This window comes from Chryseobacterium sp. 6424, assembly GCF_003692615.1.
Classification (GTDB): domain Bacteria; phylum Bacteroidota; class Bacteroidia; order Flavobacteriales; family Weeksellaceae; genus Kaistella.
On the sequence record NZ_CP023540.1, the window covers coordinates 256,123 to 277,795 of the forward strand.

Annotated in this window: 17 protein-coding genes and 1 pseudogene; 15 read left to right on the forward strand and 3 right to left on the reverse strand. The window is 39.4% G+C overall.

Going from position 1 to position 21,673, the window contains the following annotated elements; genetic code table 11:
• Positions 1 to 10: 10 nt before the first annotated feature.
• Together CO230_RS01200 and CO230_RS01205 are read right to left on the reverse strand one after the other, a co-directional pair.
• Positions 11 to 2,947 carry a SusC/RagA family TonB-linked outer membrane protein gene (locus CO230_RS01200; RefSeq protein WP_228438158.1) on the reverse strand — a complete coding sequence of 979 codons (2,937 nt, stop codon included), beginning with the start codon at positions 2,945 to 2,947 and terminating at the stop codon, positions 11 to 13.
• Between the two features lie 241 nt (positions 2,948 to 3,188).
• The gene (locus tag CO230_RS01205; RefSeq protein WP_122026942.1) at positions 3,189 to 4,067 is read right to left on the reverse strand and encodes an AraC family transcriptional regulator; all 879 of its coding nucleotides are present in this window, start codon (positions 4,065 to 4,067) and stop codon (positions 3,189 to 3,191) included.
• Positions 4,068 to 4,306: 239 nt separating this feature from the next.
• Here CO230_RS01205 and CO230_RS01210 point away from each other — a divergent pair, with 239 nt between their 5' ends.
• From CO230_RS01210 to bglX, 15 genes and pseudogenes are all read left to right on the forward strand, one after another.
• Positions 4,307 to 5,497, forward strand: a complete 1,191-nt coding sequence (locus CO230_RS01210; RefSeq protein WP_228438159.1) for a glycoside hydrolase 5 family protein — start codon at positions 4,307 to 4,309, stop codon at positions 5,495 to 5,497.
• Between the two features lie 13 nt (positions 5,498 to 5,510).
• Positions 5,511 to 6,641 carry a glycoside hydrolase family 26 protein gene (locus tag CO230_RS01215; protein ID WP_228438160.1) on the forward strand — a complete coding sequence of 377 codons (1,131 nt, stop codon included), beginning with the start codon at positions 5,511 to 5,513 and terminating at the stop codon, positions 6,639 to 6,641.
• Between the two features lie 12 nt (positions 6,642 to 6,653).
• Positions 6,654 to 7,589, forward strand: a complete 936-nt coding sequence (locus CO230_RS01220) for an MFS transporter (protein WP_262601861.1) — start codon at positions 6,654 to 6,656, stop codon at positions 7,587 to 7,589.
• The gene (locus tag CO230_RS12515; protein WP_262601862.1) at positions 7,496 to 8,044 is read left to right on the forward strand and encodes an MFS transporter; all 549 of its coding nucleotides are present in this window, start codon (positions 7,496 to 7,498) and stop codon (positions 8,042 to 8,044) included. The genes CO230_RS01220 and CO230_RS12515 overlap by 94 nt, the downstream gene beginning before the upstream one ends.
• Before the next feature lie 6 nt (positions 8,045 to 8,050).
• Positions 8,051 to 9,229 carry a glycosidase gene (locus CO230_RS01225; RefSeq protein WP_122026945.1) on the forward strand — a complete coding sequence of 393 codons (1,179 nt, stop codon included), beginning with the start codon at positions 8,051 to 8,053 and terminating at the stop codon, positions 9,227 to 9,229.
• Positions 9,230 to 9,297: 68 nt separating this feature from the next.
• Positions 9,298 to 10,479: an AGE family epimerase/isomerase gene (locus CO230_RS01230; RefSeq protein ID WP_122026946.1), complete on the forward strand. Its 1,182-nt coding sequence runs from the start codon at positions 9,298 to 9,300 to the stop codon at positions 10,477 to 10,479.
• Between the two features lie 146 nt (positions 10,480 to 10,625).
• Positions 10,626 to 11,704 (forward strand): annotated as a pseudogene (locus tag CO230_RS01240) (glycoside hydrolase family 26 protein).
• A 13-nt stretch (positions 11,705 to 11,717) separates the two neighbouring features.
• The gene (locus CO230_RS01245) at positions 11,718 to 12,122 is read left to right on the forward strand and encodes a hypothetical protein (protein ID WP_122026948.1); all 405 of its coding nucleotides are present in this window, start codon (positions 11,718 to 11,720) and stop codon (positions 12,120 to 12,122) included.
• Positions 12,123 to 12,141: 19 nt separating this feature from the next.
• Positions 12,142 to 12,738 carry a hypothetical protein gene (locus CO230_RS01250; RefSeq protein ID WP_122026949.1) on the forward strand — a complete coding sequence of 199 codons (597 nt, stop codon included), beginning with the start codon at positions 12,142 to 12,144 and terminating at the stop codon, positions 12,736 to 12,738.
• 38 nt (positions 12,739 to 12,776) lie between these two features.
• The gene (locus CO230_RS01255; RefSeq protein ID WP_122026950.1) at positions 12,777 to 13,118 is read left to right on the forward strand and encodes a phosphomannose isomerase type II C-terminal cupin domain; all 342 of its coding nucleotides are present in this window, start codon (positions 12,777 to 12,779) and stop codon (positions 13,116 to 13,118) included.
• Positions 13,119 to 13,131: 13 nt separating this feature from the next.
• Positions 13,132 to 14,373: a glycoside hydrolase family 27 protein gene (locus tag CO230_RS01260; RefSeq protein WP_122026951.1), complete on the forward strand. Its 1,242-nt coding sequence runs from the start codon at positions 13,132 to 13,134 to the stop codon at positions 14,371 to 14,373.
• Between the two features lie 9 nt (positions 14,374 to 14,382).
• On the forward strand, positions 14,383 to 15,510 hold the full coding sequence (locus tag CO230_RS01265; protein WP_122026952.1) for a glycoside hydrolase family 26 protein: 1,128 nt from the start codon (positions 14,383 to 14,385) through the stop codon (positions 15,508 to 15,510).
• A 127-nt stretch (positions 15,511 to 15,637) separates the two neighbouring features.
• Positions 15,638 to 17,614, forward strand: coding sequence for a cellulase family glycosylhydrolase (locus CO230_RS12135; RefSeq protein ID WP_162989951.1), 1,977 nt, complete (start codon positions 15,638 to 15,640; stop codon positions 17,612 to 17,614).
• Between the two features lie 80 nt (positions 17,615 to 17,694).
• Positions 17,695 to 19,083: a sialate O-acetylesterase gene (locus CO230_RS01275; RefSeq protein ID WP_122028842.1), complete on the forward strand. Its 1,389-nt coding sequence runs from the start codon at positions 17,695 to 17,697 to the stop codon at positions 19,081 to 19,083.
• 46 nt (positions 19,084 to 19,129) lie between these two features.
• The gene (gene bglX / locus CO230_RS01280; protein ID WP_228438161.1) at positions 19,130 to 21,373 is read left to right on the forward strand and encodes a beta-glucosidase BglX; all 2,244 of its coding nucleotides are present in this window, start codon (positions 19,130 to 19,132) and stop codon (positions 21,371 to 21,373) included.
• Positions 21,374 to 21,495: 122 nt separating this feature from the next.
• On the opposite strand, the gene CO230_RS12525 is transcribed toward bglX, so the two are convergent.
• Positions 21,496 to 21,627: a hypothetical protein gene (locus CO230_RS12525; protein WP_262493335.1), complete on the reverse strand. Its 132-nt coding sequence runs from the start codon at positions 21,625 to 21,627 to the stop codon at positions 21,496 to 21,498.
• Between the last annotated feature and the right edge of the window lie 46 nt (positions 21,628 to 21,673).

The following is a 21,673-nucleotide window of genomic DNA, read 5'->3' on the forward strand; positions in this document are numbered from 1 at the left end:
TTCAAATAAGTTAAAAGTCTAAATTAATTCCGAAGATAAAAGTTCTTGGAGTCGGATATCTTCCGTTGTCAACGCCTGTCAAAAGTACATTTTGGTTAAATGCGCCAATCTCAGGATCATATCCTGTGTAATCGGTAACGGTCAAAAGATTTTGTGCGGTGACATACATCCTTAGCTTTGAGATTTGAAGCTGCGAAGAAAAGTCGGGTGAAACAGTATATCCTAGCGTTACATTCTGCAGCCTTACGTAATCGCCTTTTTCTACGTAACGGTCGGAAATCATAATGTTGGGATGAGAAGTACTGTTAATTAACCTCGGCTGTGTAGCGTTGGGGTTTGATGGACTCCAGAAATCCATAGCCTCTGTCAGCTGATTTTGGTACATCATTGCATTTTGGGTACCGTTTCTGCGAGTTAGGTTAAGAATGTCGTTTCCGAGAGAGCCCTGAATAAAGAACGACAGGTCAAAACTTTTGTATTTAAAATTATTGGTAAAGCCAAAAGTAAGTTCAGGGTGAGGATTTCCTATTATCGTTTTATCAAGGTCATTAATGTTTCCATCACCATTGATATCTTCATACCTCAAGTCGCCCAATTCAGACGTTTTGCCGTAAATTGTTGGAGCGCCGCTTAAATCTGAGTCTGTTCTGTAAAGTCCTTGACTTCTAAAGCCCCAGAAAGTGCCAATTGGATTTCCGATTAAAGTGTTGGTTGCAACCATGGGCTGATAACCGTTGATGTTCACTTTCTCGTCAATATTCGACATACCGTTAACTAAGCTGAGCAGCTTGTTTTTGTAATGTGAAAGAACCAGACTTGTTGACCAGGTAAGCCCGTCACCCCGGGTATCATAATTAAGTGAAAAGTCAATTCCTTTGTTGGACATGGCTCCAATATTGGAGTACGGAGATTCTATACCTCCATAGTATGAGTTGCCACCAGTTAAATAATCCGGTAAAGGTAATCTGAAAAGGAAATCCGAAGATTCTTTGTTATACCAGTCGATAGACATATTCAGCCTTTTAATAAGGGTAAGGTCTACACCGATATTCGTTTGCTTCATGGTTTCCCATGTTAAGTCTGGATTATTTAAAAACGCCGGTGTATTGTAAATGGTTAGCAGCGAGGCATAGAGATTGTTTGGAATTTGTTGGTTCCCGGTTTCTCCGTATCCTGCACGGAATTTAAGGTTGCTGATAACGTCCGCAGGCAACCAGCTCATGAATGGCTCATTCGTAACCTTCCACGATGCGGAAATTGCAGGGAAATAACCCACCTGATTTTTACCATTTTTCGCCACCGGATCAAATTTTGACGATTGATCTCTTCTTACAGAAGCAGTAAGTCCGTACCTGCTATTGAAATCATAGATAAGCCGTGCAAAATAGGAGCTTAAGCTCTGGCTGCCCCTGTAGCTGGTAACATTGGTGTCTTCAGCAAGGCTCAAACTATAAATATCGTTGGAAACAAATCCGTGTCCTTCGCCCGTAGTTCCTTTCCAGTGGGTGTCTAATGCTTCCTGCCCTAATAAAGCAGTGAATTTGTGGTTGCCCAATGCAAAATTATAGGTAAGCAGGTTTTTGAGGTTGGTGGAATACCAATCATTGTTTCTTAACCATAGGTCGGCGGTATCATTAGATTGTGAACCTCTGTTGTATTGTGGCCAGAATTCTGTATTTTCTGCAAATTCTGTATTTGCAGAAATCTCAATTCTATATTTAAGGCCTTTAAATACATCTGCTTCTGCATAAAGGTTTCCTAAAACATTTTTACGGATTAATTTGTTCACTTTGTCCAGAGCTTCTGCAACCGGGTTAAAATAGTTTACATTTTGTCCTGCTGGCGGAGATGAGTAAGAGCCATCTGCATTATAAACGGGAAGGTCTGGAGCCTGTAGAAGGGTATTGCTGATAAGGCCGTTATAGCTTTGATTGATGGTGTAATTTTCGTTGGAAATACCACCGGTAAGATTTGTTCCTACCCTTAACCAAGGTTTGATTTTGGTATTTAGATTCGCGCGGAAGGTATATCTTTTAAGACCTGTATTGATGATTGTTCCTTCCTGGTCAAGAAAACTTACGGAAGTATAATAATTGGTGTCGTCTTTACCCCCTGAAAACGCAACCTGGTGGCTTTGCGATAATGCTGTTCTGTAAATGGTCTTCTGCCAGTCGGTACCGTTTCCTAATAATTCCGGATGCGCAAATTCGGGACGTATCTGCATATTGAATACGGCTGCCATTGCGTTCTGTAACCTAGCGTAATCCGGAAGTTTAAGCACGTCCAAATATTTATAAATAGTAGCAACAGACGTAAAACCCTCGTAGCTGATTTTGCCCACCCCCTTTTTACCGGACTTTGTAGTGATCAAAATAACTCCATTTGCGCCTCTGGAGCCATAGATCGCTGTGGCGGAGGCGTCTTTCAAAACGTCAATAGATTCAATATCATTCGGGTTTAAGAAGGATATTGGAGATACTGCAACGCTTCCCGAACCTCCTGTTGATGAAAAATCATTACCTGCGACCGGTCTTCCCGAAGTGGATTTCCCCGTTGCATCTCCAGACAGGGGAACACCGTCAATGATATACAGCGGTTCGTTGGTTCCGTTAATGGATGTAGCCCCACGAACTTTGATAGATACGGCAGAGCCTGGCTGCCCGCTCGAGTTTGTAACGGTAACTCCCGATAACTTCCCTTGGATCATCTGGTCAACAGAAACCTGTTTAACATTTTGCAGGTCTTGCGACTTGATGGAAGAGACCGCAGAATTTACATCACCCTTTTTTTGGGTTCCATAACCAATAAGAACAACTTCTTCGATTTTGTTTTCTCTCAAAGTGTCGCGTGGTGTCTGCTGCGCATTCATAATTCCATACGGTAAAACAGTGAGCGCAAAAAATAGCGCTGCTTTGTTACATGCTGGAATCGGCCAATTGGTGTTCATTTTTTTCATAAACAATTCTTAAATATTAAATTGATTTTAAGATTGTGTTAATATTTTACTAACATTGGTAACAAATCTATATGGATTGAAAGACTTTTTTTAATACTATTTTGTCATTATACCGTACTATTTTTACCCTTTTATGGATATTGTTCGTGAAATAGCTATTTTAAATAAGTGTTAATCAATCGTTTATAATTTATAAAATTAAAGTGACAGCTGATAAGTATCATGATGTTTTTTATTCGATTTTTTTAATCCCTGTGAACTGGTTTCTAAACTCAGAAGGGGTGCATTTTTTTAAGGTCTTAAATATTTTATTGAAGTTGGCGATATTGTTAAAACCACATTTGTACGCGATTCCAGAGATGCTCATATCCTTTTCGATGAGCCATCTGGCGGCATAGCTCACACGTATTTCATTAAGGTAATTGATGAAGGTCTTTCCGGTCCGTTTCTTAATAAATCTGTTGAAAGTCACGATGCTCATGTTGACGTGGCTGGCAATTTCGTCCAGTGTGACTTTCCTTTCAAAATTACTGTGGAGGTAGTCGTAGATAAGGTTCATATCGTCTTCATCCACAAAAGTTTCATTGTCGATACTGTAGGATGAGAGATGGGTTTGGTTCGTGGAGGTGGCCAATTCGTTGAGGATATTCATCATCAGGCTGAAGGATTCAAATCCACTTACTTTAGTCAAACTCATCAGCGGTTCTTTTACTTTCTCGGCCACTTCTTCGGAGAACAGGATGCCACGGATGGATTCTCTGTACATATCGTTTATAGGTTTCAAAAGGCGTTTTTTCAGAAACGACTGATCAAAAAAATCCGCGCTGAACTGTACTGTAATTTCATGTATTCTTTTGGATTTGCAGCGGTAGTCTGACCAAAAATGAGGTAAATTGGGGCCGATAAGTACCAATTCAATGTTTCCTACTTCTCCCACATGATCTCCGACAATCCTCCTCACTCCTTTTCCCTTCTGGATGAAATTCAGTTCTACTTCCGGGTGGTAATGGAGTGGAAAATCAAAATTTTTTTTTACACGGTCAAATACCAGAAAACTTTCCTCAGGAGAAAGTGGGGTGATTTCCCTCATGATTTCAGAATTTTTGCTCATTTTGGATTAATTTTAATTGGTTGAAAATCAGCGTAACATAATTCTATTGAATATTTTCCATGAAATAATGACAAAATAGTATTATTATGTTGTGAAATTATGAAATTATATTTGACTGTAAATAACTGTTAACAGAATATTAAGTGAATAAATTTTCTAAGCACTACATTCTTTTCTTTTTAATGCTGGTGTTTTCGGCAAAGGCTCAAAAATTCGTCTCCGTAAAAAATCATCAGTTTGTGCAAAATGGAAACCCATATTACTTTGTTGGTACCAATTTTTGGTATGCTTCTTATCTCGGTTTGGAAAAAAATCCCGATAGAGGAATTGAAAGACTGAGGAAAGAACTGGATTTTTTAAAATCTCAAAACGTTACAAATATCAGAGTCCTGGTTGGTGTTGAAGGTAGCGGAAAAATCAACGGAAACAACAGGGTAGAGCCACCTTACCAATACGAAAAAGGAAAATTTAAAGATGAAAATTTAAAGGGTCTTGATATTTTGATGGACGAAGCCGGAAAAAGAAACTTCAAAGTGGTGCTGTTCCTTTCCAATAACTGGGAATGGAGCGGAGGCTGGCTTCAGTACCTGAACTGGAACGGAAAAATTGATACAGAAACTTTGCAAAAGCCTTTTAACTGGGACGATTGGAGGGATTATACTTCCAGATTTTACAGTTGTGAGGAATGCCAGAACCAATATTTTGATCAGGTTAAAAGAATTATCACGAGAAAAAATTCCGTCAACGGAAAAAAATACACGAAAGACAAAACCCTGATGGCTTGGGAAATTGCCAATGAACCCCGACCAATGCGACCTGCTGCAAATGAAAACTACAAAAAGTTTCTTGCAAAAAGTTCGGCGCTCATTAAATCTTTAGACAGAAATCATTTGGTAACTACCGGAAGCGAAGGCGAAATGGGAACCGAAAGTATGGAATTGTTCAAACAAACACATCAGGACAAAAATATTGATTATTTGACGATTCACATTTGGCCGAAAAACTGGGGCTGGTTTGAGAAAGATAAAATGGAGGAAGGCTTTGAAAATGCCAAACATAAAACCGTTGACTACATTGAAAAACACATTAAAATTGCCGATGAACTGGGCAAACCTTTGGTTTTGGAGGAATTTGGTTTTCCCCGCGATCATCATTCTTTCGACATCAATTCTTCCACAAAACTAAGGGATGAGTATTACGAATCTGCACTGAGACTTTGGCAAAATTCAAAAAGACAAAACGAAAGTTTTGCGGGAGTTGTTTTCTGGGCTTTCGGAGGATTTGCAAAACCTCAGCCTAACCAGGTTTTCTGGAAAAAAGGCGACGATTACATGGGTGATCCGCCTATGGAAGAGCAGGGTTTAAATTCAGTGTTTGTGAGTGATAAATCGACTTGGGAAACCATCAGAAAATATTCAAAAACCAAATAATTAAAATATTGAAGTGAAAAATTACAACAAAATATTAACACTTTTCATTTTATGGTCGTCAGTATTTGCTTTCGCCCAAAATACTCTGGCGGATAAAAAGGCAACCCCCGAAACTCAAAATCTCTACAAAAATCTGTGGAAATTACTGGATAAAGGCATTATGTTCGGACATCAGGATGCGTTGGGTTACGGGGTAAACTGGAGAATGCAGAAAGGCAGAAGCGACGTGAAAGAAGTTGCGGGAGATTTTCCTGCAGTTTTCGGTTGGGATATTGGAGGCGTTGAAAAAGATGCGCCGGGAAGCATCGATATTTTTACCTTCACAGATCAGAAGAAGTTTATGGAGGATGTTTACAATATGGGTGGTATCAACACAGTTTCCTGGCACGCAGACAATCCGAAAACAGGTAAAAATGCCTGGGATAAGACGGATGTTTCCGGCACGGTAGCGTCCATTCTTCCCGGAAATGTGAATCATGCAAAATTTAAATCCTGGCTGGATAAAGTTGCTGAAAATTTATCGGCTTTAAAGGGAAAAGACGGTAGAAATGTCCCCGTATTGTTCCGCCCTTATCATGAGTTGACCGGGAACTGGTTCTGGTGGGGAAAAGGAAACTGCACTCCAAAAGAATTTCAGGAACTGTGGCAGTTCACCTTTAATTATTTAACCAAAGAAAAAAATGTCCACAACTTAATATGGGTTTATAACACTTCGGATTTCAAATCGAAAGAAGAATTTTTGGAATCGTATCCTGGCGACGCATTTGTGGATATGGTCAGTTTCGATATGTATGTCATGGACAATCCCGTTTTCAATAAATCTTTTGTTGAAAATTCGCAGAGTCAGTTCAAAATGATGAACGAAATCGCTAAGGAGCACCGGAAAATTCCAACCCTGGCGGAAACAGGTTACGAACAGATTCCTTACAACAAATTCTGGACAAAAACCTTAATGGAAGCCGTTGGAAACTACAAAATTTCCTACATTCTGGCTTGGAGAAACCACGGTTTAACGCACGAAAAGAAAATGCATTACTACGTTCCGTATAAAGGTCATCCCAACGAACAGGATTTCAGAGATTTCTACAATCTTCCGAAAACACTTTTCTTAAAAGACATTCAGACACCAAATATTTATAAATAATTTTTTTTTAAAATGAGTAATTCTAAAGTGAGCATCAGCGAAAAAATAGGCTACGGTTTAGGCGACGCGGCCTCGTCGATGTTCTGGAAGATTTTCAGTATGTATCTGATGATTTTCTACACCGATGTTTTCGGGCTGGCTCCAGCTGTTGTGGGGACACTGTTTTTGATAACGAGAATTTGGGATTCGTTTTTTGATCCTCTGGTTGGGATCTTGGGCGACAGAACCACTACCAAATGGGGAAAATTTCGTCCTTATCTGCTTTGGGTGGCAATTCCGTTTGCAGTAATTGGTGTGTTAACTTTTTACGTGCCCGCTTTCGATGCCAAAGGAAAAATTGTATATGCCTACATCACGTATTCTTTAATGATGATGGTGTATTCCCTGATTAACGTTCCCTATGCTTCACTTTTAGGCGTTATGTCCTCCGACAGGAAAGACCGCAACAGTTTGTCATCTTACAGAATGGTCTTCGCCTTTGGTGGAAGTTTGCTGGCGCTTTGGCTTTTGGAACCACTCATTAAATATTTTGGTGGCGACATGAATGCTCCGCAAGGATGGTTTTGGGCGATTGTGGTTTTTGGAATCATTACCACTTTATTTTTTTGGGGCTGTTTCTTTTTAACCAAAGAAAGAATTCAACCGGTGAACGAGCAAAATAATCTGAAAGAAGATTTAAAAGATTTATGGAAAAATAAACCTTGGTGGATTCTGCTTGGAGCCGGAGTAGGAGCTTTAGTTTTCAATTCCGTGAGAGACGGAGCTGCAGTTTATTATTTTAATATTATTTTGAAAATCAAAGCACTTTCAGCCTTTTCGGTATGGAAAATACCCCGACTTCACTGTATCTTGTTTTGGGTCAGGCTGCAAATATCATTGGAGTTATCGCTGCAACCCCCATTGCGAACAAGATCGGCAAGAAAACAACTTTTCTTTTTGCGATGTTAACAGCGGCTGTTTTAAGTGTTTTCTTCTTCTATCTCGACCGGCAGAATCTTTGGCTTACAATGGCGCTACAGGCGCTGATAAGCATGTGTGCAGGATGCATTTTCCCGTTAATCTGGTCGATGTATGCAGACAGTGCCGACTATTCAGAATATACACAGGGTAGAAGAGCAACAGGTTTGGTGTTCTCCGCTTCATCAATGTCGCAGAAATTAGGCTGGACGATTGGAGGTTCTTTAACAGGCTGGCTTTTGGCAGCCTACGGATTTCAGGCGAATGTGGCTCAAACAGCAGGAGCGTTGCACGGTATAAAATTGATGTTAAGTATTTTCCCGGGAATCGCCGCCGTGATTTCTGTCCTCTTTATCTTCTTTTATCCTTTAAATGACGAAAAACTTACAGAAATAGAACAGGAACTCAATGCAAGACGCGCAAACAATTCAACCCTTGAAAATTGATAAAAAATGAATATTTACGAAAACAGAATCCATAAAGTAACCACAGAATTTGAAAATTTAATTAAAAAAGAAAATTCGCCGGTAGACGAAGCAGGAAACGGAATTTTTGAAAGATATAAAAATCCTGTCATCACGGCGGCTCACGCACCTTTGGAATGGCGCTACGATTTTAATGCCGAAAGAAATCCGTTTTTTATGGAACGTTTCGGAATCAATGCGGCCTTCAACGCAGGAGCAATGAAGTGGAACGGGAAGTATCTGATGTCGGTTCGCGTGGAAGGTTACGACAGAAAATCGTTCTTTGCTATCGCAGAATCTCCCACTGGAATCGATAACTTCAGATTTTGGGAAAAACCAGTGGTGATTCCCCAGATTGAAGGGAATCCTGATACCAATGTTTATGATATGCGTTTGGTTCAACACGAGGACGGCTATGTTTATGGGATTTTCTGCACTGAAAGAAAAGATCCAAATGCGCCAGAAGGGGACACTTCAATGGCGATTGCAAACGCCGGAATTGTAAGAACCAAAGATTTAATCAACTGGGAAAGACTTCCGGATTTAATATCAAATACCGGTCAGCAAAGAAATGTGGTGCTACATCCCGAATTTGTAGACGGAAAATATGCACTTTATACACGCCCACAAGATGGTTTCATCGATGTTGGAAGCGGTGGAGGAATTGGTCTGGGTTTCGTGAAAAATATGGAAAATCCCGTGGTTGAAAATGAAAATATCATCTACGGAAAATCGTATCACACCGTTTACGAACTGAAAAACGGACTTGGACCGGCGCCGATTAAAACTGAGAAAGGTTGGCTTCATTTGGCTCACGGTGTTCGTAATACAGCAGCAGGTTTGCGCTATATTCTGTATTTGTTTATGACAGATTTGAACGATTTGGGCAATGTTACACACAAACCGGCAGGATATTTTATGGCACCTGAAGATGATGAAAGGATCGGCGATGTTTCCAACGTCTTATTTTCCAACGGCTGGATTTGCGATGACGACGGAAAAGTTTTCATATATTATGCTTCATCTGATACAAGAATGCACGTGGCGGTTTCTTCGGTTGAGCAACTCGTGGATTACTGCATCAATACACCGGAAGACAAACTGACTTCCTACCATTCCGTTCAGACAATTATCGGAATTGTGGACGGAAATTTAGTTTCAAAATAACTCATATAGTTTCTCACGGCGTAGTTCATTTAAGGATTAAGGACTGCGCCATTTTTTAAAATTATTAAATGTCTTATCAGAATATTTCATCTGAAATTGAAGCAGAACTCCATAATATTTTGAATTATTGGAGCAAAAATACGTTGGATGAAAAAAACGGCGGCTTTATTGGCGAAATTGATTTCAACGGGAACAAAAATTTCGGTGCAGAAAAGGGTTCTGTGCTGTATGGAAGAATTTTATGGACGTTTTCCGCTGCCTATTCTTTCACGAATAGCCCTAAGCATTTTCAGATTTCTGAGCGTGCTTTTAATGAAATCAAAGAAAAATTTTACAATTCACACACCAAAGGAATTTACTGGAGCATCAACGCAGACGGATCACCGAAAGATACCAAAAACCAAATTTACGCCTTGTCTTTCGTAATTTATGGTTTATCTGAATTTTACAAAATTTCAAAAAATCAGCAAGCGCTGGATTTGGCGACGGAGATTTTCCACAGCATTCAGGATCACGCGTACGATCCCGTGAGCGGAGGATATTTTGAAGCTTTTACTTCCGACTGGAAACCGATCGAAGATATGCGTTTGAGCGAAAAAGACGCCAACCAAAAAAAGACAATGAACACCCATCTTCATATCGTAGAAGCCTATGCAAATCTGTATTTGGTCTGGCAAAACGAGGACCTTCGCCAAAGCATCATCGAAATTTTAAAGATTATTGACCAGTACTTTATCGACAAAGATACTTGGCATCTGAAACTGTTTTTTGATGAAAACTGGAACGAAAGAAAAGACGTGGTTTCTTACGGACACGATATTGAAGCAGCGTGGCTGTTGCTCTGGTGTGCAGAAATTTCCAACGATGAAGTATTGGTTAAAAAATACCGGGATTATGCTGTGAAAATCACAAATGCAACTTTGGAAGGTCTGGATGCAGACGGCGGACTTTGGTATGAATATGATCCGCAGAAAAATTTTCTCATCGCCGAAAAACACTGGTGGCCACAAGCCGAACTTTGGATTGGTTGTGTAAATGCCTACCAAATCACCGGAGACGAAAAATATCTGGAAATTTTCAGAAAAAACTGGGAATTCACAAAAAGTCATATCATCGACGGGAAAAATGGTGAATGGTTTTGGGGCATCAATGCAGATTATTCCAAAATCCGAAAAGACAAAGCCGGTTTTTGGAAATGTCCGTACCACAATTCCCGTGCTTGTCTGGAAATTATCAGTCGATTAAGTTAAGTTTAAACATGCGCAGAATTTACCAAATATTGTTTTTGATTTTTGCATTTTCGATGTTTTCTTGCTCCCGAAACGAAACAGAGAACAATGAAAATTCAAATACTCCTGTTGTTGCTGGAATTACGCCACAAAATGTAAAAACTTTTATGGTAGACAAAAATGCAACTACGGAAACTGCGGCATTGTTTTACAATCTTTATAAAAATGCCGGGAGCAAAATTTTGGTTGGACATCAGGACGCGTTTTACAGTTATTATCAGAATGATGCTTCAATGTCTGATGTAAAGAAAACTACGGGTTCTGATCCTGCAATGATTGGCCTGGATTTTATGTTCATTACCGATAAAAATTATCAGGCAAATTCATCAAATTGGTATTATCAGCAGGAACAGAAAATTATTGCTGCCGCAAAAGAAGCCTACAATAAAGGAATGGCGGTTACGTTTTGCTGGCATCTGCGTGAACCATTCAGGAAAAGGATTTCTACACTAACAATATGACGGATGAGCAGAAACAGAATGCCTTTAAATCTATACTTCCCAGCGGTGCAAAACACAACTGGTATAAACTGAAACTGGATAAAGTCGCTTCTGTTTTCAATAATTTAATTGGAAACGATGGCAAAAAAATCCCTGTGATTTTCAGACCTTTTCACGAATTTGACGGAAACTGGTTTTGGTGGGGAGCAAATTATTGCACTGCTGATGAATACAACCAGGCTTATCAGTTTACCGTAAGTTATCTTCGTGACACGAAAGGCGTTCACAATGTGTTGTATGCTTTTTCTCCTGATGCATCATACAATAATTCAGTGAGTTATCTTCAGCGTTATCCTGGAGATTCTTATGTGGATATTTTGGGAATGGACAATTATTATGACTTTTTTAACCAAAATTTTGCTGGCGTGACTTCAGCAAATCAAAAATTGCAGATGATTTCAGATTTGGCGGTTCAAAAAAATAAAATTGCGGCTTTAACGGAAACCGTATATTCAAGTTCCAACACTACGCCAAGAACAGCGGCGAATTTCACAGACTTGGTTTTTCCTGCGATTACAAACAATAATATCAAAATTTCATATATTAACTTTTGGAGCAATTATCAGGACAATTATTTTGTTCCTACACCTGCAACACCTTACGCAACGGATTTCAAAAATTTTACCTTGAAACCGAAAATGACTTTACAGAACAACATCGGAACCTCATTGTATAAACTTCAGTAAGATTTTATTTAAGATGAAAAAAATATTTTTAACGTTATCTTTTTTATCAAGTCTTGGGATTTTCGCTCAGAAAAACCTCATTCAAAATGGTGGTTTTGAATACGATGCAACTTCCTGGAACAATGAAAATCTGTTGACCATTTCGCCCTATTCAAAACATTCAGGGCAAAAAGGCGGTTCCATTACGCAATACACTTCGCCAACATGGAAAGGTATTGATCAGTCTTTCAGCATTCCCAAAAATACATCCGCACTTGAAGTTTCGGCTTGGGTAAAAGCAGACGGAATTGAAAAAGGCAAGAGCGACTGGAACAAAGCCGTTATTATCGCAGAAATTGCCGGAAAAGGGAAGAACGTCGTGGCTTTGGACGGTACTACAGCGTGGCAGGAAGTAAAAAAAAATCATTCCCATCAATAAAGACCGAAACGCACGACTGATGATTGCACTTTCCGAATGCACCGGAAGTTTTTACTTTGATGATGTGAAAGTTACTCCTTTAAATCAGGAAGACTACAATAAACTCGTGGAAGCTGAAAACAAAAAATACGAGGTGAAGGTCGTTACCGATGATACACCTTTGGAAATTCTGACATTGGCAGGCGGTGATTTCGAAAATGGTCTTGAACCTTGGCGTGGAAACGCCATAACGACATCGGAAGAAAAGAAGAACGGGAATTTCAGTCTGAAATTAAACTCCGAAAATTCGGTTTGGTACGGCGTTGATCAAATTGCTGACATTCCTGCGGATGCAAAAACAATGGACGTTTCCGCATTCGTGAAAACCAAAGATTTAAAAGCCGGCAAAAACGACTGGAACAAAGGCGTAATGATTGTAGAATTTACCACAGACGGAACCAACAAAACGTCACAGGATCAGCCGATTTTCTTTGTAGACGATGCAAAAGATTGGCAACAGTTTACAAAAACCTTGGAAATCCCTGCAAATTCCAGAAAATACAGAATTATGCTAGCGCTTTCAGAAGCAACCGGAACATTGTACGTGGACGATGTTCAGGTGAAATTTAATAAATAACAGAAAATTTTCAAAAATTAAAATTAAAATTTAAAAAAATGGAACACGACGTAAGGCCTTGGGGAGAATATTGGGTATTGGAGGATGCTGATACACACAAAGTTAAAAGAATTCAGGTCAATCCCGGTGGCAGACTTTCTTTGCAGTATCACCACAAAAGAGGAGAAGTTTGGACGATTGTTTCCGGAGTTGGAACCATTACGGTTAACGATTCTATCAAAGATTACAAAGCTGGCGAAGTTGCCGAAATTCCGCAGGGAGCACACCACAGAATTGAGAACAAAACCCACGAGCCGGTTGTGTTTATCGAGGTTCAGTATGGAACATACTTCGGTGAAGAAGATATTGTAAGAATTGAAGACGATTACAACAGAGCTTAATTAAATAAAAATTATGAAAAAACTTGCGATCTGTGCGTTTCTTGTTTTTTGTTCTTTATTATCTGCACAGGAAAAAAATAAGTACGCTCAAGATTATACCAAATATCCTAATTTGGCTTTAACGCCACCAATGGGCTGGAATTCGTGGAATAAATTCGCCTGCAACGTAGATGAAAATTTAATCAAAGAAATTGCCGACGCTATGGTTTCTACAGGAATGCGTGATGCAGGTTACACTTACATTAATATCGACGATTGTTGGCACGGTGATCGCGATGCAAGTGGTTTTATTCATCCGGATCCAAAACGTTTTCCTTCGGGGATGAAGGCTTTGGCGGATTATATTCATTCCAAAGGTTTAAAAATTGGTATTTATTCGGATGCGGGAGCACTCACTTGCGGTGGAAGACCCGGAAGTCGCGGATTTGAAAATCAGGATGCCAAAACTTACGCCGATTGGGGAATTGATTATTTGAAATATGACTGGTGCAGTTCAGAAAGTTTAAGCGCAGAAGGTGCTTACAAAACGATGGCGGCAGCTTTGCAAAGGGCAGGGCGTCCAATTGTTCTGAGCATTTGTGAATGGGGAGATAACAAACCTTGGGATTGGGGAAAAAATATCGGTCATCTTTGGCGTACAACCGGCGATATTTATAACTGTTTTGATTGTATTGAGGACCATGGAACCTGGAAGTCATTTGGTGTTTTACAAATTTTAGATAAACAGGAAGGATTAAGAAAATTTGCTGGTCCCGGTCATTGGAATGATCCTGATATGATGGAAATTGGAAATGGCAAACTTACTGCTGGCGAAGAGCGTGCCCATTTTTCGATGTGGGCAATGCTTGCGGCACCTTTAATTGCAGGTAATGATATCAGAAATATGTACGCTGAAACTTTACAAGTTTTAACCAATAAAAAAGTAATCGCCGTTAATCAGGACAAACTTGGTGTTCAAGGACTGAAATATAAGGATGACGGAGATTTTGAAATCTGGTTCAAGCCATTGGAAAAGGGAGATTGGGCAGTAGCTTTTCTAAACCGAAATGCAACACCCAAAACTTATAATTTCGATTGGAAAAATAATCAATTTACCGATGACGAAGTTTCAAAACTCATTTTTAATTCATCAAATCAAAACTACATTATCGAAAATCTTTGGACAGATAAAAAAATGGGAAATACCAATAAATCTTTTAAGTTTACTGTTCCCGGAAAAGATATTTTAATGTTGAGATTATCAGCAGCTAATTAAACTGAAATTATGTTTTTAAGAAAAATACTAACTTTTGCTTTTATTGCAGTTATAGGATTTTCTGACGCGCAATACCAACTATCGGATCCCGATGCAACTCCCGAAACTGTGAAGCTTTACGAAAATCTCGTAAAAGCACAAAAAAAAGGCTATTTCGTGGGACATCAGGATGATTTGGCTTATGGTGTTTACTGGAAATATCAGGAAGGAAGAAGTGATGTGAAAGAGGTGGTGAAAGATTTTCCTGCAGTTTACGGTTGGGAACTCGGCGACTTGGAGCTCGGCCACGACAAAAATCTTGATGGCGTTCCATTCGACAAAATGAAGCAGTTCATCAAAGAAGGACACCAAAGAGGTGGAATCATCACCCTGAGTTGGCATCCGAACAATCCCATCACTGGGAAAAATGCATGGGATCCATCAAATAAATCCATTTCGGAAATTCTTCCGAACGGCTCAAAACACGAACTTTTCAAAACTTATCTGGATAAAGTTGCCGGGTTCATCAGCGATCTAAAGGACAAAAACGGAAAACCAATCCCGGTTTTGTGGCGACCTTGGCACGAACATACCGGAACATGGTTTTGGTGGGGTGTCAACTCAGCTACGGATGAGGAATACAGGGAGTTTTTCAGATATACTTTGGATTATTGGCGAAAAACCAAAAATCTGCACAATTTAATTTCTGTTTACAATACCGGGACTGAATTCAATTCGCCTGAAGAATATCTCAAACGTTATCCCGGAGATGAATATGTGGATATGTTTACTTTTGATGCGTACCAAAGAAGTTCAGTAGAAGAAGGGTATAAATTTGCAGAACAGATTGACACACTCTTGAAAAATATGAATCTGGCCGGAGTTCAACATAGCAAAATCACAGCAATTGGGGAGATTGGCTACAACCAAATTCCCGACCATCAGTGGTTTACCAAAATTCTTAAACCTGTTTTCGATAAACATCAGTTTTCCTATGTTTTATTTTGGCGAAACGCTGGATTTAAGCCTGGTAACAACGAGGTGGAATACTATCTGCCTTTCAAAGGTCATCCGTCAGAAAAAGATTTTCAGAAATTTTATAAAGACAGAAAAACTTTGTTTGAAAAACAGGCACGCAGAATGAAACTGTATCGATAAAATTAAAACAGCCAAAAAAGATTACTCTGAAATTTGAAAATCTTTGATTTTCAAAAGTTGATACACCATTGAAACTATAATATTTAATCCTAAAAACTTATGTGCCTGTTGTGGCTACGAAAAAAGTATGAAAAATTTTTCAAAATTAATTTTCCTTTTATTCATAACGGTTTTCACGCTTGGATTGGCTAAAAATCCCGTACAGAAAATCGGGAAACTTCAGGTTATAGGAACCCAACTTTCCGACCAAAATGGAAATCCTGTACGATTGATTGGGACCAGTTTTGGTTGGAGCAACTGGCATCCCAGATTTTACAATAGGGAAACTGTACAATGGCTTAAAAATGACTGGAACGTCAATGTAGTCCGTGCTTCGATGGGGATAGAACCGGCTGGTGCTTATCTTCAAAAACCTGCACAAAACCGAAAAATTATTGAAAAAGTTGTTGATGGTGCCATAAAGGAAGGAATTTACGTCATTATTGATTGGCACGCGCATCAAATCCATACCACAGAAGCGAAGAAATTTTTTTCTGAAGTTTCAAAAAAATATGGCAAATATCCGAATGTAATCTATGAAATTTTCAACGAACCCGAAAATCAGTCTTGGGAGGAAGTGAAAGGCTATGCGGAAGAAATTATTGCTGAAATCCGCAAAAATGATCCGGATAATTTGATTTTGGTAGGCTGTCCCGAATGGGATCAGCGGATTGATTTGGTTCAGCAAAATCCTTTGAAAAATGTAAAAAATGTGATGTACACCGTGCATTTTTATGCCGGAACTCATGGACAATGGCTTCGGGACAGAACCGATTCTGCAATACATTCCGGTATTCCTGTTTTTATATCGGAATCTGCTGGGATGGAAGCCAGTGGTGATGGAAAGATCGACGATATAGAATGGCAACGCTGGATTAACTGGATGAACGACAGGAAATTATCATGGATTACCTGGTCGGTTTCGGATAAAAAAGAATCGTGTTCAATGCTTTTGCCCACTGCAAACTCAAAAGGAAATTGGAGCATTTCTGACTTAAATGAATCGGGCGTAAAAACTCGTGAAATTCTTCGGAAATATGATTACCGTGGAAATTATTTTCAAAATTTTGTCTGGAAAGGTCGCGTTGACAAACAATCAGAAAATTCAGGGAAATTAATTGGTCCGGGCTCCTCGTTAGAATTTCAGTTTCAGGGAAATTCGGTGGAGGTTAATCTCAAAAATGTGCCGTATCAGGGCTATTACAACTATATATCTGTTGAATTGGACGGAAAATATATTGGACGTTTCAAAGTGGATAACAGTGATTTTAAAAAATTTACTTTCCATGTTGCAGATAAGTCTAAAAAAATTCATTTAATTAAAATCTTTAAAGCAACCGAAGCTGCTATGGGGGAAGTTTTCTTTGACGGAACAGGTTTGAAAACGGTGGCTTTGCAGTCAAAATCCAGGAAGAAAATTGAATTTATCGGCGATTCGATTACCTGCGGTTTTGGGAACGATGAAAGCGACAAAAAATGTGGCGAAGGACAATGGTTTGATCAGCACAATGCTTATTATGCTTACGGTCCGGTTTTATCAAGAATGCTGGATGCGGATTTTCTGCTGAGTTCAGTTTCCGGTTACGGAATGTATCGCAACTGGAATACAGAAAAACGGGAAGAAAATATTATGCCCGATGTTTACGACCACCTTTATTTGCGGACTTCGGAGCCGGCAAAATTTGGTAACGATTTTCAGCCCGATGTAGTGAGCATCTGTCTCGGAACAAACGATTTGTCTGATGGAGACGGCAACAAAGAAAGACTGCCTTTCAACAAATATAAGTTTGTTGGAAATTATATCGAATTCATCCAAAATATTTACCGGAAATATCCAAATACAAGGGTAGTTTTGCTGAACAGTCCAATGGTTCACGGCGAAAGAAATAAAATTTTGCTCGATTGTCTTTCTGAAGTGAAAGATTTCTTTAAAAACGATACCAAACACGCGCCAATTGAGATTTTAAAATTTCAGGAGATGCAGTCTGAAGGATGCGGACATCCAAGTATAAAACAGGATCAGGAAATGGCAGATCAGCTTTATCCGTTTTCAAAACATTATTAAGCAGATAATAGCCATTGTCATCGGGCGAAATGGAGCAAAGCAAAAGCAAGTGGCAATCTCAAAACAATAACATTTTCAAAATGAATTTCAAAATAAAATTTGCGGTATTATGTTCTTCTCTGGCAACGGTTTTTGTTTTTGCAAACATCAATCTACCTGCGGTTTTTACAGACAACATGGTTCTTCAGCGCAATTCGCAAGTTGTGATTTGGGGAAATGCGAATCCGAAAGAGGAAATCACTTTGAAAGCCGATTTTTTGGAAAAAGAATATAAAGTGACGACAGGAAATGACTCGACTTTCAAATTTGTAATTCCTACCGGAAAAGAAGGCGGACCATACAGAATTTCGCTTAAAGGATACAACGAAGTCGTGCTGAACAACGTGATGCTAGGCGAAGTTTGGCTGCTTTCCGGACAGAGCAATATGGAAATGAGCGCGAGCTGGGGAATTAAAGACGGCGAGTTGGAAGCTTCAAAAGCCAACTATCCGAACATCCGCTTTTTCTCTGTTCCAAAACTGTCCTCCGAATTTCCGCAGCATAATTTCTTTGGTAATTGGCAGCTTTGCACGCCCGAAACAATGAAATATTTCAGTGCCGTTGGTTATTTTTTCGCCCAAAAACTGCAGGAAGATTTGAAAGGCGTTCCAATTGGTCTGATTTGTTCAGCTTGGGGCGGTTCCCCGGCGGAATTATGGACACCGGAAGCGGTTTTTGGTGCAAATCCATCGCTTGCAGAAAATTTCAAAAAATTGGGAAGTTCTGACTATTATCCGTCGCAAATGTCGGGTGCCTACAACGCGATGATTTATCCGGTCAACAATTTTAAATTTAAAGGCGCATTGTGGTATCAGGGCGAAACCAACACCGGAAATTCCGAAGGTTACAAAGATTTATTGTCTTCAATGATTTCGTCTTGGAGAAAAGCGAAAGGTTATGATTTTCCATTTTATATCGTTCAGATTGCGGGTTTTACGGGTTGGAGCGATACAACGGTTCGAATTAAAAACGCGCAGAGAATTGTCGCTCAAACCGTTCCAAATTCCGGAATGGTTGTCACAACCGATTTGGATAAAACCGACGACATTCATCCCAAAAATAAAAAGCCGGTAGGTGTAAGAATGGCGAATTTGGTTTTGAAAAATGTATATAATTTTAAAAACGGGTTGGTAGATAGTCCAGCATTTAAAAATGTAGAATACAAAGGCAGCAAAGCAGTTTTAACTTTCGAATTTGCGGATGGACTTCATTTTAAAAATCCAAATTCCCAACTGTTTGAAATGGCAGGAAACGACGGGAAATTTTATCCTGCAAAACCCACTTTAAAAGGACATCAAATCACCTTAGTATCCACCTCCGTGAAAAATCCCGTCAATGTGCGTTACGCGTGGAGCAACGTTGCAATGCCCGATCTGTTCAATAAATCAGGACTTCCGCTTTCAAGTTTTACCACAGAAAGTTTGAAATAAATATCTTTTACTAATGAAAAAATTTACAAAATCTGCAATTTTTACAATGAGTGTTCTTACCGCATCCCTTATTAGTTCACAACAAAAACTCAATCCCCAGATTGAGAAGAAAATCGATGTCTTAATGTCTAAAATGACTTTGGAAGAAAAGGTGGGGCAGATGAATCAATATAATGGTTTTTGGGACGTTACAGGACCTGCTCCTGTTGGCGGAACTGCGGAACAGAAATATGAGAATATAAAAAAAGGATTGGTTGGTTCGATGTTGACGGTTCGCGGTGTGAAAGAAGTGCGTGCCGTGCAGAAAATGGCGGTGGAACAGACCAGATTAGGAATTCCTTTAATTATTGGTTTTGATGTAATTCACGGTTATAAAACCATAAGTCCGATTCCTTTAGCAGAAGCGGCTAGTTGGGATTTAGAAGCTATTGAGAAATCTGCAGAAGTGGCAGCCTCAGAAGCCGCCGCATCCGGAATCAACAGGACTTTCGGACCAATGATGGACATTTCACGGGATGCAAGATGGGGAAGAGTGATGGAAGGAGCCGGAGAAGATCCGTTTCTGGGTTCAAAAGTTGCTGTGGCCAGAGTGAAAGGTTTTCAGGGCGACAATACTTTTAAATCCCCTCTGAAAATTGCTGCGACAGCAAAGCATTTCACCGGTTATGGTTTTGTGGAAGGCGGTTTGGAGTACCATTCTGCGGAAATTGGTAAAAATACACTTTACAATCAGGTCTTGCCCCCGTTTAAAGCGTCTGTTGATGCTGGAATCAGAAGCGTGATGACCTCCTTTAACACATTGAACGGAATTCCTGCAACCGCAGATAAAGAATTGCTCAGAGGAGTTTTGAAAGATCAATGGAAATTTTCAGGATTTGTGATTTCAGACTGGGCATCGATTCGTGAAATGATAACGTGGGGTTTTTCTGAAAATGAAGCCGCTGCAGCAAAATCAGCCGTGGAAGCCGGAACCGATATGGATATGGAAAGCGGTATCTATGTGCCTCAACTCATTAATTTGGTTAAACAAGGAAAAGTGAAAGAATCATTTATTGATGATGCTTGCCGAAGAATTTTAAGGGTGAAATATGAACTCGGTCTTTTTGACAATCCATACAAATTTTTGGATGAAAAACGGGAAAAAGAAACCGTGGGAAGCAAAGCCAACAATGATGCGGTTTTGGATATGGCGAAAAAATCAATCGTGCTTTTAAAAAATGATAAAAATATTTTGCCTTTAAAAAAATCAGGACAGAAAATTTTATTACTTGGCTCACTTGCAGAAAGTAAAAACTCGCCTTTGGGAAGTTGGAGAATTGCAGCAGAAAACAATTCGGCAGTTTCCGTTTTGGAAGGAATGACTGCTTACAAAGGCAATAATTTAAAATACGTAAAAGGGCTTCAGCTAACTACAAAAGAACCTGATTTCCTGACCGATGTTGATTATAATATGACTGACAGAAGCGGTTTTGAGGAAGCAAAAAAAGCGGCAAAAGAAGCCGACGTTGTAGTAATGGTTTTGGGAGAACACGCCTTCAGCTCTGGAGAAGCAAGAAGCAGAACAGATTTGAATCTGCCGGGACTTCAACAGGAATTTTTGGAAGAAATCTACAAAGTCAACCCAAATATCGTTTTGGTGCTGAATAACGGACGGCCTTTAACAATTAATTGGGCAGACAAAAATATCCCCGCAATTGTAGAAGCGTGGCATCTTGGAACGCAGGCCGGAAACGCTGTAGCACAGGTACTTTACGGTGATTACAATCCAAGTGGGAAATTACCCATGACTTTCCCTAGAAATGTTGGACAGGTCCCGATTTATTATAATCATTACAACACCGGACGACCTTTCGATAAAGATAAAAATGTTTTTTGGACGCATTATTCTGATTCTGAAAAAACACCGCTTTATCCTTTCGGTTATGGGTTGAGCTATACGACTTTTGAGTATTCAGATTTGAAAATCAATAAAAGTGAATTTAAAAACGGAGAAAATGTAGAAGTTTCAGTGACCTTGAAAAACACAGGAAAATACGAAGGAAAAGAAGTTGCGCAACTCTACATTCACGACGAATTTGCCTCCGTTGCAAGACCTGTGAAGGAATTAAAAGGTTTTCAGTTAGTAAATCTTAAACCCGCAGAATCCAAGGTTTTGAAATTTATTTTAACAGATAAAGAACTTGGATTTTACAATAACAACGGAGTTTTTGTAGTAGAGCCGGGAAGTTTTAAAGTATTGGTGGGAGGAAATTCTCAAGAGGTGATGGAGCTTAAATTTGAGGTTAACTAAGAGTTGCCCCTGCACCCCAACTCATATCGCTGTTGTAGTGAGTGGAGATTCCAAAATTCTTTGTGACGATATATTTAAGACATGCTAAATATTCTTTGTTAGTATTAATCATCAATGTCCCCTTAACCGAGTGGCATTGGTATATCCTCGCGTTTCAGTTGGAATCTTACAGATTCCGTCTGTAAGTATTTCTGCCTGCAATCTACCAACATCGGGAATCTGTAGAGGATTCCGGCACTGAAAGTTTTTCTCATCTTTATTGAATGCCTGCCCAAGTAGTTATTTTCGATATTATTCCTA

Excerpts from the sequence above, each read along its gene's own strand:
- CO230_RS01200 (WP_228438158.1), bottom strand. The coding sequence starts at position 2,947 with ATGAACACCAATTGGCCGATTCCAGCATGTAACAAAGCAGCGCTATTT.
- CO230_RS01205 (WP_122026942.1), bottom strand. The coding sequence starts at position 4,067 with ATGAGCAAAAATTCTGAAATCATGAGGGAAATCACCCCACTTTCTCCT.
- CO230_RS01220 (WP_262601861.1), top strand. The coding sequence starts at position 6,654 with ATGAGTAATTCTAAAGTGAGCATCAGCGAAAAAATAGGCTACGGTTTA.
- CO230_RS01225 (WP_122026945.1), top strand. The coding sequence starts at position 8,051 with ATGAATATTTACGAAAACAGAATCCATAAAGTAACCACAGAATTTGAA.
- CO230_RS01230 (WP_122026946.1), top strand. The coding sequence starts at position 9,298 with ATGTCTTATCAGAATATTTCATCTGAAATTGAAGCAGAACTCCATAAT.
- CO230_RS01245 (WP_122026948.1), top strand. The coding sequence starts at position 11,718 with ATGAAAAAAATATTTTTAACGTTATCTTTTTTATCAAGTCTTGGGATT.
- CO230_RS01250 (WP_122026949.1), top strand. The coding sequence starts at position 12,142 with ATGATTGCACTTTCCGAATGCACCGGAAGTTTTTACTTTGATGATGTG.
- CO230_RS01255 (WP_122026950.1), top strand. The coding sequence starts at position 12,777 with ATGGAACACGACGTAAGGCCTTGGGGAGAATATTGGGTATTGGAGGAT.
- CO230_RS01260 (WP_122026951.1), top strand. The coding sequence starts at position 13,132 with ATGAAAAAACTTGCGATCTGTGCGTTTCTTGTTTTTTGTTCTTTATTA.
- CO230_RS01265 (WP_122026952.1), top strand. The coding sequence starts at position 14,383 with ATGTTTTTAAGAAAAATACTAACTTTTGCTTTTATTGCAGTTATAGGA.
- CO230_RS12135 (WP_162989951.1), top strand. The coding sequence starts at position 15,638 with ATGAAAAATTTTTCAAAATTAATTTTCCTTTTATTCATAACGGTTTTC.
- CO230_RS01275 (WP_122028842.1), top strand. The coding sequence starts at position 17,695 with ATGAATTTCAAAATAAAATTTGCGGTATTATGTTCTTCTCTGGCAACG.
- bglX (WP_228438161.1), top strand. The coding sequence starts at position 19,130 with ATGAGTGTTCTTACCGCATCCCTTATTAGTTCACAACAAAAACTCAAT.
- CO230_RS12525 (WP_262493335.1), bottom strand. The coding sequence starts at position 21,627 with ATGAGAAAAACTTTCAGTGCCGGAATCCTCTACAGATTCCCGATGTTG.